Here is a 14444-nt window from a genome sequence, read left to right as displayed (position 1 = left end):
AGTAATAATACTGTCTACTTTTTTTAGGACATGACAGGGAGAGAAGGACAGGCTGCTGCCAGGGGCGGGCTTGCGGGCTATTGGTATTTATATTAACCGGGGAGTGTGGCAGCCGGCCGTTTCCGGAAGCTGCAAAACACGAAGTTTTGCAGGGTGTTGAACGGGGTTTTATGGTCAACAGTAATGCATTTTATTTTCTCAAAAAACTTTTCCAGGCGTTTCGTCATGGTGCTTGCTGAATACTGTTTTATGCGGATGCCGCTGCATTTTTCAGGCCCCTGCCCCGAAAAAGTTCCGATTACCAGTAAGCCGCCGGGGGCAAGGCTTTGCTGCGCGGTGTTTAAATAGTTTGATATTTCCTGTTCGTTTGTAAGAAAGTGAAAGGCCGCCCGGTCATGCCAAAGATCGTATTGCACTGTGGGGTGAAAGTTTGCAGCATCTGCAACAATCCACTTTACATTGCTGCCTTTGCTGCCGATCCGCTTTTTAGCGTTCTCAATGGCGGTGGCGGATATATCCAGTACGGTAATGTTTTGGTAGCCTTTGTTCAGCAGGTGATCGACAAGCAAGCTGTCGCCGCCGCCAATGTCAATGATGCCCGCAGTTAAAGGCACCTTAAGCTCATTAATAAAATCAAGCGAAGTTTGAGGTATGGGCTGATACCAGCTTACTTCATCCGGCTGCTTGGTTTGGTAAATATGCTCCCAATGGTTTTTGCGGTCAAAAAGATCCATTGTTTGTTCGTTACGTTGTTACAAATATCGCAATACCGGTCAAAAATTCCGGGCTTTAGTGTTTTCAGCCGTGTCCCGCAACCCCGCCATATATTAATTATTAATTATTCATTATTAATTATTCACCAAACAGGCCTGCTAAAATAACCCGTTTTAATTTGATTAACATATTTTAGATAATATTCACGTTACCGATTTTGAAATTAGAAATCTTCAAATAAATTCAAATATTCTTTTACTATTTTTAGCCCCGCTGAACAGAGGTTTTCCCTTAAATTAGCAATGTTATTTTAACATAAACGCATACTTATTTAACGTACCATGCCGGACATTCCACTTCAGAAAATCCAGAAATTACTGGTAGCCAACCGGGGAGAGATTGCAGTACGGGTATTGCGGGCCGCAGCAGAACTACGCATCCGCACCGTAGCTATTTTTACGTATGAAGATCGTTATTCGCTCCACCGCTATAAAGCCGACGAAGCCTACCAGATAGGCAAAGATGATGATCCATTAAAACCTTACCTGGATATTGAGGCCATCATTCACCTGGCCAAAGAGCAGCAGGTAGACGCCATCCATCCCGGCTACGGCTTTCTGAGTGAGAACGTGCAGTTTGCCCGCCGCTGCCGGGAAGAAGGCATTATTTTCGTAGGCCCCACCCCCGAAGTAATGGCGCAGCTGGGCGATAAGGTGGCAGCCAAAGCCCTGGCCCGTGAAGCACAGGTACCGCTGATAGAAGACAGCCAGGTAAAGCTGAATTCCGTGGCCGTGGCCCTGCAGGAAGCTACCCGTATCGGCTTTCCCGTAATGCTTAAAGCAGCAGCGGGCGGCGGAGGCAGGGGCATGCGCGTGGTGCATAGCGCCGACGCCCTGGAAAAGTCGTTCACAGAAGCGCGCAGCGAAGCTGCCAAAGCCTTCGGAGACGATACCATTTTCATAGAAAAGTTTATAGAAGAGCCCAAGCATATTGAAGTGCAGCTGATGGGCGATAATTATGGCAATATTGTGCACCTGTATGAGCGCGACTGCTCTGTGCAGCGCCGCTTTCAGAAAGTGGTGGAAATAGCGCCCAGTCCCAACCTGCCCGATACCACACGGGAAGAGATATACGAATATGCGCTGCGCCTGGCCCGCAAGGTGAACTATAACAACGTAGGCACCGTAGAGTTCCTGGTAGACCGCCACAACACGGTATATTTCATTGAGGTGAACCCCCGCATACAGGTTGAGCATACTGTAACGGAAGAGGTAACCGGTATTGATATTGTACGTTCGCAGATACTGATTGCACAGGGCCATCAGCTCAGCGATCCTGAAATATTCCTGAAAGGGCAGGAGGATGTAAAGCTGAACGGCTTTGCCGTGCAATGCCGCATTACCACCGAAGACCCGGAGAACAATTTTACGCCGGATTACGGCACGGTGATCGCTTACCGCAACGCCGGCGGGTTTGGCATACGCCTGGATGAAGGCAGCACCTATTCCGGCGTAAAGATCTCGCCCTTCTTTGACTCCATGCTGGTAAAGGTTACCGCCTCCGGCCGCACCCTCTCGGGCGCTACCGGCCGCCTGCACCGCACGCTGCGCGAGTTTCGCATACGCGGTGTTAAAACCAACATCGGCTTCCTGGAAAACGTGATCACCCACGATATTTTCCGCAAAGGCAACTGCACCGTAGGTTTTATTGATAAGCACCCCGAGCTGTTTAAGCTGGCGCAGATCCGCGACCGCGGCACCAAAACCCTGCTGTACCTGGCCAACGTAACGGTAAACGGCCACCCGGATGTGAAGGTGAAAGACCCGCACCGTAAGTTCCGCGTGCCGCAGGTGCCCGCCTACTCGCGCTTAACGCCTTTCCCCGCAGGTTCCCGCAACCGGCTGCTGCAATTGGGCCGCGATGATTTTGCCCATTGGCTGCGGCAGGAAAAGCCGGTGTACTTCACAGACACTACTTACCGCGATGCGCACCAAAGCCTGCTGGCTACCCGTGTGCGCACCAAAGATATTATGGCCGTAGCAGAAGGCTATGCGCGCAACAACCCGCAGCTGTTCTCTATGGAGGTATGGGGCGGCGCTACCTTCGACGTATCTATGCGCTTCCTGCATGAATGTCCCTGGCGCCGGCTTCAGCAGATCCGGGAAGCCATGCCCAACGTGCTGCTGCAGATGCTTTTCCGCGGCTCCAATGGCGTAGGCTACTCTGCCTACCCTGAGAACCTGCTTGCTACCTTCATTGAAAAAAGCTGGGAGAACGGGATTGACGTGTTCCGCATTTTTGACTCCCTTAACTGGGTAGATGCCATGGCCCCCAGCATCCGCTTTGTACGGGAACGTACACAGGCGCTGGCGCAGGCCGCCATCAGCTACACGGGCGACATACTGAATAAAGACAACAAAAAATATACGCTTCAGTACTATACCGACCTGGCCAAACGCCTGGAAGATGCCGGTGCGCACATGCTGGCGGTAAAGGACATGGCAGGGCTGCTGAAACCGCAGGCCGCCACAGTGCTGATAAGCGCCCTGCGCGAAGCCGTGCAGCTGCCCATTGTGCTGCATACGCACGATACTTCTTCTGTGCAGGCAGCCACTTACCTGAAGGCCATAGAAGCCGGGGTGAATGTGGTAGATGCGGCCATCGCCTCTCTCAGCGGCCTTACCTCACAGCCTAACCTGAATGCGTTGGTAGCCATACTGGAAGGCCATGAAAGAAGCCAGCCCATGAACCTGGCCTCTTTAAATGAGTACAGCAATTACTGGGAAGATGTGCGCGAGTACTATTATCCCTTTGAGTCGGATATGAAGGCCGGCACAGCGCAGATATATGAAAACGAGATACCCGGCGGGCAATACTCCAACCTGCGCCAGCAGGCAGAGTCGCTGGGACTGGGTGCGCAGCTGGAAACCATTAAAAAGAACTACGCAATAGTAAACCAGCTGTTCGGCGATATTGTGAAAGTAACACCCAGCTCAAAGGTTGTAGGGGATATGGCTCTGTTTATGACAGCAAACGGCCTTACAAAAGAAGATGTGCTGGACGAAAGCCGCAACCTCTCTTTCCCTGCTTCAGTTACCGGCTTTTTCCGCGGCGACCTGGGCGTGCCTCACGGCGGTTTTCCCGAAAAGCTGCAGCGCATTGTGCTGAAAGGGGAGCAGCCGCTCAAAGGCAAGCCCAATGAGCATTTACCGCCTGTTGATTTTGACAGCGACTTTGCGGCCTTCCAGCTCAAATATCCCCAGGCGGGCTTCCTGGATTACCTGAGCTATCATATGTTTCCCAAAGTGTTTGACGAGTATTACCAGCACGCTGCCATTTACGGCAACGTGGAAGCCATTCCCACGCCTGCCTTCTTTTACGGGCTGAAGCTGGGAGAGGAGATACTGGTAACCCTCAGCAAAGGCAAAACCATTATTGTAAAGCTGCTGTATGTGCAGCCGGCCGATGAAAGCGGTATGCGTACCGTGGTGTTTGAGCTGAACGGCTACACCCGCCGCGTACAGGTGCGCGACCATAATGTTGCCAGCGTGGTGCCGGTGAACAGGAAGGCCGCCAACCCCGAGCTGGAAATAGGCGCGCCCCTGCAGGGCAAGCTTTCCAAGCTGCTGGTACGTGCAGGCGACACCGTAGGAAGCAATACGCCCCTGTTCATTATTGAAGCCATGAAAATGGAAACCACTGTAACCGCTACCCGCGAAACAAAGGTAAAGGCTGTGCACCTGCCGGAAGGCACCATGGTGCAGCAGGACGACCTGGTGGTTGAGCTGGGAGAATAACCTGTCTTTTTAGATACTATAGTGATACAGCGGCGGTCTTCATTAAGGCTGCCGCTTTTTTGTCCGTAAGCGGACAGCCTCCTGTACCGATACCGGACAAGATCGCTGCCTGCTGTGCTTTAAATGTATGATTACCAATTGTATAAAACTCCGGCATTGCTTTAGCAGGCCTCACGTTATCTTACAAAAGTGAAAATCAGCTGTACATGGTTACCCTTCAACTCAAAACTGCCTGGCGCAACCTGGTAAAGAACAAGTCGCAATCTGTGATCAACATTGCAGGACTGTCCGTAGGCATGGCCTTATCCATTGTTATAGGCTTGCTTATATGGAACGAGCTGTCGTTTAATAAAAGCCTGCCTAATCACAGCCGCATCGCAAAAGTGATGACCAGTGAGGAGATCAACGGGGAAATTAGTGTTAACGACTCACAGCCCATGCAAATGGCGCCGGAGCTGCGGATAAAATACGGCAGCTATTTTAAGTACATCGTAACTTCCACCTATCCCGGAGGACATATACTCGCTTACGGAAATAATAACCTTAACAGGAACGGCGCTTACATGGAGCCGCAGGCGCCGGATATGCTTGCGCTGCGTATGCTGAAAGGTTCGCGCGCCGGCCTGCAGGACCCCGCTGCCGTGCTGCTTTCCGCTTCTGCCGCCAAAGCTTTTTTTGGCGATGCCGACCCCGTGGGTAAGCTTATGAAAATTGACAACCGGCTGGATGTAAAGGTAACGGGGGTATATGAAGATCTGCCCGTTAACAGCAGCTTTGCCGGCCTGGATTTTATATCGCCCTGGGAGCTGTACGCGCGCAGCGAAAACCTGGCCGGCCGTGTAGACTGGGGCCATCACTGGTTTAATATTTACGTGCAGCTGGCAAACAATGCCAACGTTCAGCAGGTGTCTGCCGCTATCAGGAATGCAGGGGTAGAAGCCGCCGGCGGCGAAAAAGCGCGGGTACACATATTCCTGCATCCTATGGACCGCTGGCACCTGTACTCGGGGTTCCGGAACGGGCAGCCTGCGGGCGGCCGCATAGAGCTGATCTGGTACTTTGGCATTATTGGCGGATTTGTGCTGTTGCTGGCATGCATCAACTTTATGAACCTGGCCACTGCGCGTTCGGAAAAGCGCGCAAAGGAAGTAGGGGTGCGCAAGGCCATTGGCTCCGGCCGCGGGCAGCTGGTGGCGCAGTTCCTGGCCGAGTCCGTGCTTACGGCATTCGTTTGTTTCCTGTTATCCCTGCTGCTGGCAGGTTGTATACTGCCCTGGTTCAACAACCTGGCAGGTATGCAGCTTGCTATTTTATGGAACAATCCTGTATTCTGGGCGCTATGCCTGGGTTTTACGCTGCTCACCGGCCTGGTGGCCGGCAGCTACCCGGCTCTGTACCTGTCTGCATTAAAGCCGGTAAAGGTGTTAAAGGGATCTTTCAAGGCGGGGCGTTTTGCTGCCGTGCCGCGTAAAACGCTGGTGGTAATGCAATTTGCCATTTCTGTAACGCTTATCATCTGCACCATTATAGTGTTTAAGCAGGTATTGTTTGCCAAAGACCGCCCTATTGGATTTAACCGGCACGGGCTGGTAACCATGCGGATGATCACCGAAGAAAGCAGGCAGCAATACCCCGCCTTCCGCGATGCGCTGCTGCAAAGCGGTGTGGTAACCAGCGTGTCGCAGTCGCAAAGCTCGGCCATGAATGCCGGTGTTATTAATATGGGCTTTGCCTGGCGCGGCAAAGATCCCAATTTGCACGATGAGATACTGACCATGGCTGTTACCCCCGATTTTGGCAATACCGTTAACTGGCAGGTAGTGGAAGGCCGCGGTTTTTTAAAGGATTTTGCCACGGACTCCGGCGCTTTTGTGCTGAACGAAGCCGCGGTAAGGTACATGGGTTTTAAAAACCCAGTGGGAGAAATGATAGGCGCTTTTGACCGGCAGTTCAGGGTAATTGGCGTGGTAAAGGATATGCTCATGCAATCTATGTACGACCCTGCAAAACCAACCGTGTTTTACCTGGATGTATTTCACCGCGCAAAATTCATTAACCTGCGCATTAACCCTGCCATGAGCGCCGGTAAAGCTATGCAGGAGATAGCGCGTATTTTTAAACAATACCATACTGCCACGCCCTTTGAGTACGCTTTTGCAGATGATGATTTCCAGGCCAAGTTCCGGAATGAGGAAACCATGGGGCAGCTGGCCGCCTTTTTTACCATAGTGGCTATTTTCATCAGCTGCCTGGGACTGTATGCGCTGGCTGCATTTATAGCGGAGCAGCGCACCCGGGAAATAGGCGTGCGCAAGGTAATGGGCGCCACGGTGTTTAATGTATGGTGCCTGCTGTCCAAAGACTTTGTAATGCTTGTTATTATAGCCCTGCTTATAGCGCTTCCTTTGGGATATTATTGCATGTCGGGCTGGCTGCAGCATTATGCATACCATGCGCCGTTGTCGTGGGAAATATTTGCAGGAGTGAGCATTGGCGCGCTGCTGCTGATACTGGGAACTGTGAGTTTTCAGACCATTAAGGCAGCGCTGGCCAACCCGGTGAAGAGCCTGAGAACGGAGTAATGGAAGGATGGAATGTAAAATGTAAAAGTCGGGGCGGTGATTTTTTGTACAACAATTGCTACCGGACAGGCGCTGGTTTTACTTTTGAATGCAGCATTGATTTAAACAGGTAATGTACTTTCTTGTACCAAACAGGCGCGGGTTATTTGCATGTGGCAATTAATTTAAGCAGGCACTGCATTTACTTTTACATTTAGCGTTTTACATCTTACATTTTACATTCTAATAAAAACGCCGTTACAATTAACTGTAACGGCGCTTTTATTATACAAACACGTTTTTATTAGAACTGTTCCAATCCGCTGAAGAAAAAGCTGCCTTCAATAGCGGCGTTTTCATCGGAGTCAGAACCGTGAATGGCGTTGCGGCCCACGGATTCTGCATACAGCTTGCGGATGGTGCCTGCTTCGGCATTGGCAGGGTTGGTAGCGCCGATCAGTTTGCGGAAATCTTCCACGGCATTTTCCTTTTCGAGGATGGCAGCTACAATGTGGCCGCTGCTCATAAATTCAACCAGCTCGCCGTAAAAGGGACGCTCTTTGTGCACCGCGTAAAATTCACCTGCTTTTTCGGTTGATAACCGGGTCATTTTGAGCGCCGCAATGCGGAAACCGGCTGCATTGATCTTTTCCAGGATGGCGCCGATATGCCCGTTGCTTACCGCGTCCGGCTTAATCATTGTAAATGTTCTGTTGCCCATAGTTATATTGTAATTCCAAGTTTAGACAAAAAAAAGCGCCTTTCGGCGGCAGCGCAAAGGTAACCAGATTTTGTTTATCAGATAAATCCGGCACAAAATTTTGAAATTCTGCACCAAATAAAGAACTTCGCACTTCGTTTGAAATGAACGCATAACATTATTTTATCATCCGCTTATTCTAGGTATGAAGCCGATCGAGGAAATCAAGCCTTTGCTGGAAACCCCTAAAAAAGTGGTGATTACCATGCACCAGAAACCGGATGCGGATGCCATGGGCTCCTCACTGGCCATGTACCACTACCTGCGCCAGAAAGGACATAATATCACCGTTATTTCTCCCACCAACTTCCCGGATTTTCTGAAATGGATGCCCGGTGCCGACCTGGTGGTGGATTTTGAGTCTATGCAGGACAAAGCCATGAGCGCCCTGGAAGGGGTGGAGCTGCTGTTTTGCCTGGATTTCAACGCACTGTACCGCACCAAAAACCTGGCGCCCTACCTGGAGCGGCTTACATGCCCTAAAATACTTATAGATCATCATCTTGAACCGCAGCCTACCTTTGATTATGGCGTTAGCGATACCGCAGCTTCCTCTACTGCTCAGCTGGTATATGAAACGCTTTATAAATTGGGAGAAGAACAGTATATTAACGACGAAATTGCGCAATGTATCTACGCTGGTACCATGACGGACACGGGTTCTTTCCGGTTCGCTTCTACCTCCGCCAGGGTACACCGCATGGTAGCAGATCTGTTAGACAGAGGGCTGAAGCATGAAATCATCCATCAGTCTATCTACGACAACTTCCTGGAAAACCGCCTGCGCTTCATTGGCCACAGCCTGCTGCACCGGATGGAGGTCTTCTATGAATACAACACCGCCATGATGGCCATCCCTTATGCCGATCTGAAAAGATTTGACCTGCAAACAGGAGATACAGAAGGGCTGGTGAACTTTTTACTATCCATACAGGGTATTAAAATGGCAGCGCTGATCATAGACCGCCGGGAAGAAGTAAAGCTGTCTTTCCGCTCCAAGGGCGATTTTGATGTGAACACATTTGCCCGCAGGTATTTTGAAGGCGGCGGCCACTTTAACGCCGCCGGCGGCAGAAGCACTGATACGCTGGAAAAAACCGTACAGCGCTTTATCAAGGCCATGGAAGAGAATGAAGAATTATTACAGGATCATATAAAAGTTTAAGGACGCAACATTTTACGGACTTCAACCGTTAAAGTCAGACCAAAAAAAATAAAGACAAATACCTACAGATGAAAAAAAACAATCAGTTACTTGTAGCAGCATTAGGCTTGTTCATGGCCAGCTGCGGTGCCGGTGGGCCCAAGAAAACACCCAGTGGTGTAGAATACACCGTACATAAATCGGGCAGCGGTGCACAGCTGAAGCTGGGCGATACGGTGCTGATGAACATTACACAGCGTCTTAACGATTCCATCCTGGCGGAGTCCCGCAAGATGGTGGGTGCGCCTGTGCCGGTGCTGATCTCCAAATCAGTGAACAAATACGACCTGATGGAAGGATTGGCCCTGTTGCATGAAGGTGACAGCGCTACCTTTATTATTCCCTGGGACTCTTTACCTGAGCCGCGTCCGCCGTTTGGTAAAAAAGGCGACAAGCTGAAGGTAACGTTTGCCGTAGAGAACAAATACTCTGCAGCTGCACAAACCGCCAAAGAAGAAAAGGAAATAAAAGATTACCTGGATGCGCATAAGCTGAACGCCACCAAGAACGAAGAAGGTGTGTACATTGCTGTTAGCGAGCCCGGTACCGGCGATAAGCCTAAAGCAGGCGATACCGTGTTTGTACATTATACCGGTAAGCTGCTGAACGGTAAGGTATTTGACTCCAGCCAGGATTCCACCTTACGCCCCGGCATGCCGCTGGAGCCGATCAAATTCCCTATCGGACAGGGTTTTGTGATCAAAGGATGGGATGCCGGCATTGGTTCCCTGAGCAAAGGTTCCAAGGCTACGCTGGTAATACCGTCTTCCCTGGCATATGGCCTGCAGGGCAGTCCCCCGGCTATTCCCAGCAACTCTGTACTGGTATTTGACGTGCAGCTGGTAGACGTAAAGTCTGCTACACCTGCTACTGCCAAAAAGAAATAATCATCTTTAGCAGCTTAATATAAAGCGGCCGTTTTCAATTGGTTTGAAAACGGCCGCTTTTTTATGAAGCCCTTAAACGTTACCCGGCCGGTAAACACGGAGGTAGTAACAACATCATCCGCCCAGGGGCGGTCAATTAATTATTCATTCTTCATTATTAATTAAAGCTCAGCTTTCCCCGTCCACCAAAATCTCGTACAGCTTCACCTTCAGCTCTTCCAGCGATACATCCTGTACCAGGTACCCATCCTGCGCATAAGAGATGGTAGCTCTTTCCTCTGATACTACTATGGCCAGGTTATCACTGTGTTCTGTAATACCAACGGCAGAGCGGTGGCGCAGGCCAATACGGGTAGGCAGGTCCGGGTTGTCAGATACCGGTAGTATTACCTTGGCAGCCAGTATTTTATTGCCTACAATAATCAGCGCGCCATCGTGCAGCGGGCTGCTTTTGGCAAAAATGCTTTCTATGAGCTTGGCGCTGATATTGCCGTCAATGCCAACGCTGCTGGCCGTATCGAATTTTACGCGGTGGGTGGTGGCAATTACAATCAGCGCCCCGGTATGGCGGGCAGCCATGTGGCTAACGGCTATAATCACTTCATTGATAATATTTTCTTCCTCACGGTAGCTTTTAAACCGGTCCGGCATAAACAGCTTGGTAAAAAAGCTGTCTTTGCTCAGGGGCGTTTTTTTACCCAATACCAGCAGGAATTTGCGGATCTCCGGCTGGAATATGATAATAATGGCAATCAGCCCAACATTGATGAAATTCTGTAAAATATTGGTGAGAATGGGCATTCCCAGCGCCTGCACCAGGAAGTAGGCCAGGTACACCATCAGCAGCCCCACAAAAATGTTGAAAGCCAGGCTGCCTTTTAACAGCCGGTACAGTTGAATGACCAGGAAAATAACAATAAGGAGGTCGAGAATGTTGAGCCAGTTAAATCTATATCCGTAAAATTGAAACATATCCATACCTGTAAAAATATGTTTTAATTTCAGATTTACAGTTTAGGATTTCACCGGAAATCGTTGTATGTGTATTTTATTTTATAGGTATTGCGGTGTAATTATCAAGCTGTTGTAACCTGTAAATTGTTATTCATATACTGTAGTACCCGCACGGTTTCCACGGCTTCCCTAACATCATGCACCCGCAGCAGGTGTGCGCCGTGCTGCAAAGCCAGTGTATGGATCACCGTGGTGCCGTTAAGGGCGGCATCGGCGGTGGTGTTTAACAGGCGGTATATCATGGATTTGCGCGACACGCCTACCAGCAGGGGGCATTCCAGCAGGTGCAGGGCGGCCAGGTTGCGCAGCAGGGTGTAATTATGGGCCAGGGTTTTACCAAAACCGAAGCCGGGGTCAATAATCACATCATTAATGCCGGCTGCGCGGCACTGCGCCACTTTTTGTATAAAATAGTCGAGCACTTCCCGGGTAACATCTTCATACTGCGGGTCTTTTTGCATAGTGGCGGGCGTGCCCTTCATGTGCATGGCAATGTAGGGTACCTGCAGGCGGGCTACCGTGGCCAGCATATCGCGGTCCAGCTCACCGGCGCTGATGTCGTTCACAATGGCGGCGCCTGCCTGCACTGTTTTTTCCGCTACGGCGGCATAATAGGTATCTACGGAAATAATAGCTTCAGGGTAATGGTTTATAATGCCGTGTATGGCGGGCAGCAGGCGGTCCAGCTCTTCCTCTACGCCAATAGTGGCGGCGCCGGGCCGGGTGCTTTGCGCGCCCAGGTCCAGTATGCGTGCGCCCGCAGCCAGGTGCTGTCCGGCTTTGTCTATAATATGCTGCAGGTGCCGGCTGCGGCTTTCGGCATAAAAAGAGTCGTCGGTAATATTTATTATGCCCATTACCATTGGGGTGCTAAGATCCAGCAGCTGTCCGCGGCAGTTGATGGTATATGGCTGTAAGTTCATGGCAACAATGTTTGATGTGCAGATGTGCAGATATGCAAATGTTCAGATGCCTGTGTTGTGTCTTTCATCTGCACATCTGCATATTTGCACATCCGCACATTTTCATTACTTTGCCCTGCAAATTAAAATATCTTCCTTTAATAGCAACAATGAGCAACACCTTAGCGCAATACCAGCAGGCCATCGGCAAGTGTAAAGATATATTCCTTAAAAAAGCCAGCGACTATGGCACCTCCTGGCGGGTGTTAAGGCTCATTTCCGTTACCGACCAGCTGTTTATAAAAGCACAGCGCATCCGTAACATACAGGAGCTGGGCACCCAAAAGGTGGCTGATGAGATAGACGGTGAATTTCGCGGTATTGTGAACTACGGTATTATAGGGCTCATACAGTTGGGGCAGCATGGCAATCCGTACCAGGATTTGCCGGTAAAAGAAGTATCGCGCCTGTACGATGAGCAGGCCCGTTTTGTACAGCAGGTAATGGAGGCCAAAAACCACGATTACGGAGAGGCCTGGCGCGATATGAGCCAGGAGTCGTTCGTAGATCTTATTCTTACCAAGCTGCTGCGCATTAAGCAGATATTGCGCAACGATGGTAAAACCCTTATCTCCGAAGGTATAGACGCTAATTTTGTGGACATTATTAATTATGCGCTGTTTGCGCTGATCAAAATAGAAGAGGCCTCCCATGCCTGATACCTTTGATCATTAATTATTCGCCGTTCCTTATTATTTATTTAAATTGACCGCTGTTTTATAATTGCAGATATGAAGTTTATCCTGATCCTATTACGGGTACTCGTTGGCGTACTCTTTATCTTCTCGGGCCTTATAAAGGCCAATGACCCGCTGGGCCTCAGCTACAAGATGGATGAGTTTTTTGAGGTGCTGCACCTTACATTTCTCTCACCCTATTCCCTTGTGTTTTCCGTAGTGATGAACATGTTCGAGATCATAGCCGGGGTGGCTGTGCTGCTGGGCTACCGCATGCGCCTGTTTTCCGTGCTGCTGCTGCTGCTGATATTGTTCTTCACCTTCCTTACCGGTTATGCTCTGTTCAGCGGCACTGTAAAAGAATGCGGCTGCTTTGGGGATTGTATTAAGCTCACAGCTTCCCAAACCTTTTATAAAGATGTAGCCCTGCTGCTGATGATACTGGTAATATTTGCCTACCGCAAACGCATACGGCCGCTGTTTGGCAAAATGGCTTCCAATATTTTAATGGCGGTAGCACTGGTGCTGTCTTTCGGCGTACAGTGGTACACGTTAAACCACCTGCCGTTTATTGACTGCCTGGCCTACAAGGTAGGCAACAACATACCGGAAAAAATGAAAGTGCCGCCGGGCGCTACGCCGGATGTGTATGAAACCACCATGATCTATGAAAAGAACGGGGAGCGGAAGGAATTTACCGTGGATAATTATCCCTGGCAGGACACTACCTGGAAATTCGTTGACCGTAAAGACAAGCTGGTGAAAAAAGGCAATGCCGAGCCGGAAGTAAAGGATTTTATACTTACTGATTTCGACGGCAACAACCAAACCCAGGCCATTTTAACGGAAACAAAACCCGTGTACCTGTTCCTGGTGCTGAACACGGCCACTGCCGGCAAAGGATGGGATGCTAAAATGCAGGCGCTGCAAAAAAAGGTGGCAGCCGGCGAAGCATATATTTATGGTGTAACCGCCTCCGGTAAGGAAGCGGTGGCTGCTTTTGAAAAAGCCCACGGCCTTACCTTCCCCTTTGTGCAGATGGATGGCACGGCCATTAAAACGGCGGGCCGCAGCAATCCCTGCCTCATACTGCTGCAGCAGGGCACTGTTAAAGGCAAATGGCATTATAATGATATTCCGTAGCAGGTATGCGCTACCTCCTGAAAAAAATATCGTACGGGCTGCTGGTGCTGTTAGGCGTTGTGATACTGGTGTTTGTGCTGTTTAACGTGCTGCCGGCAGATCCTGCCCGCCTTACGCTGGGGCAGCGGGCGGATGTGGCTTCGCTGGAAAATGTACGCAGGGAGCTGCACCTGGATAAGCCTATCCCCATGCAGTTCCTGCTGTACCTGAACGACCTGCTGCCCGTAAGCATACATAACGAAAAAGAAGCGCGTGAAAAGCTGCACTATATAACGTTAATGCATATATCCGGCTCCAGCATACTGGTGCTGAAAACACCTTACCTGCGCCGCTCATACCAGGGTAAAAAAGATGTGTGGGAAATACTCATTGAAGCATTGCCCGGTACCCTGCTGCTGGCGCTGGCCGCCATGCTGTTTGCCACAGTAGCCGGCATTGCGCTGGGCGTGCTTTCGGCCGTAAAGCAAAACACCTGGATGGACACCGGCGCTATTTTCGGCAGTGTGCTGGGTATTTCCGTGCCCTCATTTTTTGCCGGCATTGTGCTGGCCTACCTGTTTGGCTTTGTGCTGAGCCGCTACACCGGCCTGCATATGACCGGCAGCCTGTTTGATATGGACCCTTTTGCGGGCCGGGTGCTGAACCTGCGCAACCTGGTGCTGCCGGCCCTTACCCTGGGCATACGCCCCCTGGCCATTATTGTGCAGCTTACCCGCAGCGCCATG

At 50.5% G+C, this 14444-nt stretch carries 11 protein-coding genes; 7 read left to right on the top strand and 4 right to left on the bottom strand.

Going from position 1 to position 14444, the window contains the following annotated elements; all coding sequences use genetic code 11:
• Positions 1–92 precede the first annotated feature (92 nt).
• Complete coding sequence (locus VFS25_RS03995; RefSeq protein WP_326460825.1) at positions 93–734, bottom strand: class I SAM-dependent methyltransferase; 642 nt, start codon at positions 732–734, stop codon at positions 93–95.
• A gap of 321 nt (positions 735–1055) precedes the next feature.
• Between VFS25_RS03995 and VFS25_RS03990 the strand changes: the two genes are divergently transcribed.
• Together VFS25_RS03990 and VFS25_RS03985 are read left to right on the top strand one after the other, a co-directional pair.
• Positions 1056–4511: a pyruvate carboxylase gene (locus tag VFS25_RS03990; protein ID WP_326460824.1), complete on the top strand. Its 3456-nt coding sequence runs from the start codon at positions 1056–1058 to the stop codon at positions 4509–4511.
• A gap of 206 nt (positions 4512–4717) precedes the next feature.
• Entirely contained in the window at positions 4718–7093 is a 2376-nt protein-coding gene (locus VFS25_RS03985) for an ABC transporter permease (RefSeq protein ID WP_326460823.1), read from the top strand.
• A gap of 283 nt (positions 7094–7376) precedes the next feature.
• On the opposite strand, the gene VFS25_RS03980 is transcribed toward VFS25_RS03985, so the two are convergent.
• Complete coding sequence (locus VFS25_RS03980) at positions 7377–7793, bottom strand: nucleoside-diphosphate kinase (RefSeq protein ID WP_326460822.1); 417 nt, start codon at positions 7791–7793, stop codon at positions 7377–7379.
• A 184-nt stretch (positions 7794–7977) separates the two neighbouring features.
• On the opposite strand from VFS25_RS03980, the gene VFS25_RS03975 reads away from it, so the two are divergent.
• Together VFS25_RS03975 and VFS25_RS03970 are read left to right on the top strand one after the other, a co-directional pair.
• On the top strand, positions 7978–8997 hold the full coding sequence (locus VFS25_RS03975) for a DHH family phosphoesterase (RefSeq protein WP_326460821.1): 1020 nt from the start codon (positions 7978–7980) through the stop codon (positions 8995–8997).
• Between the two features lie 68 nt (positions 8998–9065).
• A complete protein-coding gene (locus VFS25_RS03970) occupies positions 9066–9923 on the top strand; it encodes an FKBP-type peptidyl-prolyl cis-trans isomerase (RefSeq protein ID WP_326460820.1) in 858 nt (285 codons plus the stop codon).
• Between the two features lie 168 nt (positions 9924–10091).
• Here VFS25_RS03970 and VFS25_RS03965 read toward each other — a convergent pair whose 3' ends face one another.
• Both VFS25_RS03965 and folP read right to left on the bottom strand, forming a co-directional pair.
• Positions 10092–10901 (bottom strand): diadenylate cyclase, encoded by an 810-nt coding sequence (locus VFS25_RS03965; protein WP_326460819.1) that lies wholly within the window; start codon positions 10899–10901, stop codon positions 10092–10094.
• Between the two features lie 98 nt (positions 10902–10999).
• Entirely contained in the window at positions 11000–11860 is an 861-nt protein-coding gene (folP, locus tag VFS25_RS03960) for a dihydropteroate synthase (RefSeq protein WP_326460818.1), read from the bottom strand.
• A gap of 149 nt (positions 11861–12009) precedes the next feature.
• Between folP and VFS25_RS03955 the strand changes: the two genes are divergently transcribed.
• From VFS25_RS03955 to VFS25_RS03945, 3 genes are all read left to right on the top strand, one after another.
• A complete protein-coding gene (locus tag VFS25_RS03955; RefSeq protein ID WP_326460817.1) occupies positions 12010–12558 on the top strand; it encodes a DUF1599 domain-containing protein in 549 nt (182 codons plus the stop codon).
• A gap of 72 nt (positions 12559–12630) precedes the next feature.
• Positions 12631–13719: a BT_3928 family protein gene (locus VFS25_RS03950; protein ID WP_326460816.1), complete on the top strand. Its 1089-nt coding sequence runs from the start codon at positions 12631–12633 to the stop codon at positions 13717–13719.
• A gap of 5 nt (positions 13720–13724) precedes the next feature.
• Positions 13725–14444 (top strand): ABC transporter permease (locus VFS25_RS03945; RefSeq protein WP_326460815.1); only part of this gene is annotated, 720 nt, incomplete at its 3' end.

The sequence above is a fragment of the Chitinophaga sp. genome, assembly GCF_035761305.1.
In the GTDB taxonomy this organism is placed as follows: Bacteria; Bacteroidota; Bacteroidia; order Chitinophagales; family Chitinophagaceae; genus Chitinophaga.
The sequence above is the reverse complement of the archived record's forward strand: the minus strand, read 5'-3'. Positions and strand labels throughout refer to the sequence as shown.

Excerpts from the sequence above, each read along its gene's own strand:
- VFS25_RS03995 (WP_326460825.1), bottom strand. The coding sequence starts at position 734 with ATGGATCTTTTTGACCGCAAAAACCATTGGGAGCATATTTACCAAACC.
- VFS25_RS03990 (WP_326460824.1), top strand. The coding sequence starts at position 1,056 with ATGCCGGACATTCCACTTCAGAAAATCCAGAAATTACTGGTAGCCAAC.
- VFS25_RS03985 (WP_326460823.1), top strand. The coding sequence starts at position 4,718 with ATGGTTACCCTTCAACTCAAAACTGCCTGGCGCAACCTGGTAAAGAAC.
- VFS25_RS03980 (WP_326460822.1), bottom strand. The coding sequence starts at position 7,793 with ATGGGCAACAGAACATTTACAATGATTAAGCCGGACGCGGTAAGCAAC.
- VFS25_RS03975 (WP_326460821.1), top strand. The coding sequence starts at position 7,978 with ATGAAGCCGATCGAGGAAATCAAGCCTTTGCTGGAAACCCCTAAAAAA.
- VFS25_RS03970 (WP_326460820.1), top strand. The coding sequence starts at position 9,066 with ATGAAAAAAAACAATCAGTTACTTGTAGCAGCATTAGGCTTGTTCATG.
- VFS25_RS03965 (WP_326460819.1), bottom strand. The coding sequence starts at position 10,901 with ATGGATATGTTTCAATTTTACGGATATAGATTTAACTGGCTCAACATT.
- folP (WP_326460818.1), bottom strand. The coding sequence starts at position 11,860 with ATGAACTTACAGCCATATACCATCAACTGCCGCGGACAGCTGCTGGAT.
- VFS25_RS03955 (WP_326460817.1), top strand. The coding sequence starts at position 12,010 with ATGAGCAACACCTTAGCGCAATACCAGCAGGCCATCGGCAAGTGTAAA.
- VFS25_RS03950 (WP_326460816.1), top strand. The coding sequence starts at position 12,631 with ATGAAGTTTATCCTGATCCTATTACGGGTACTCGTTGGCGTACTCTTT.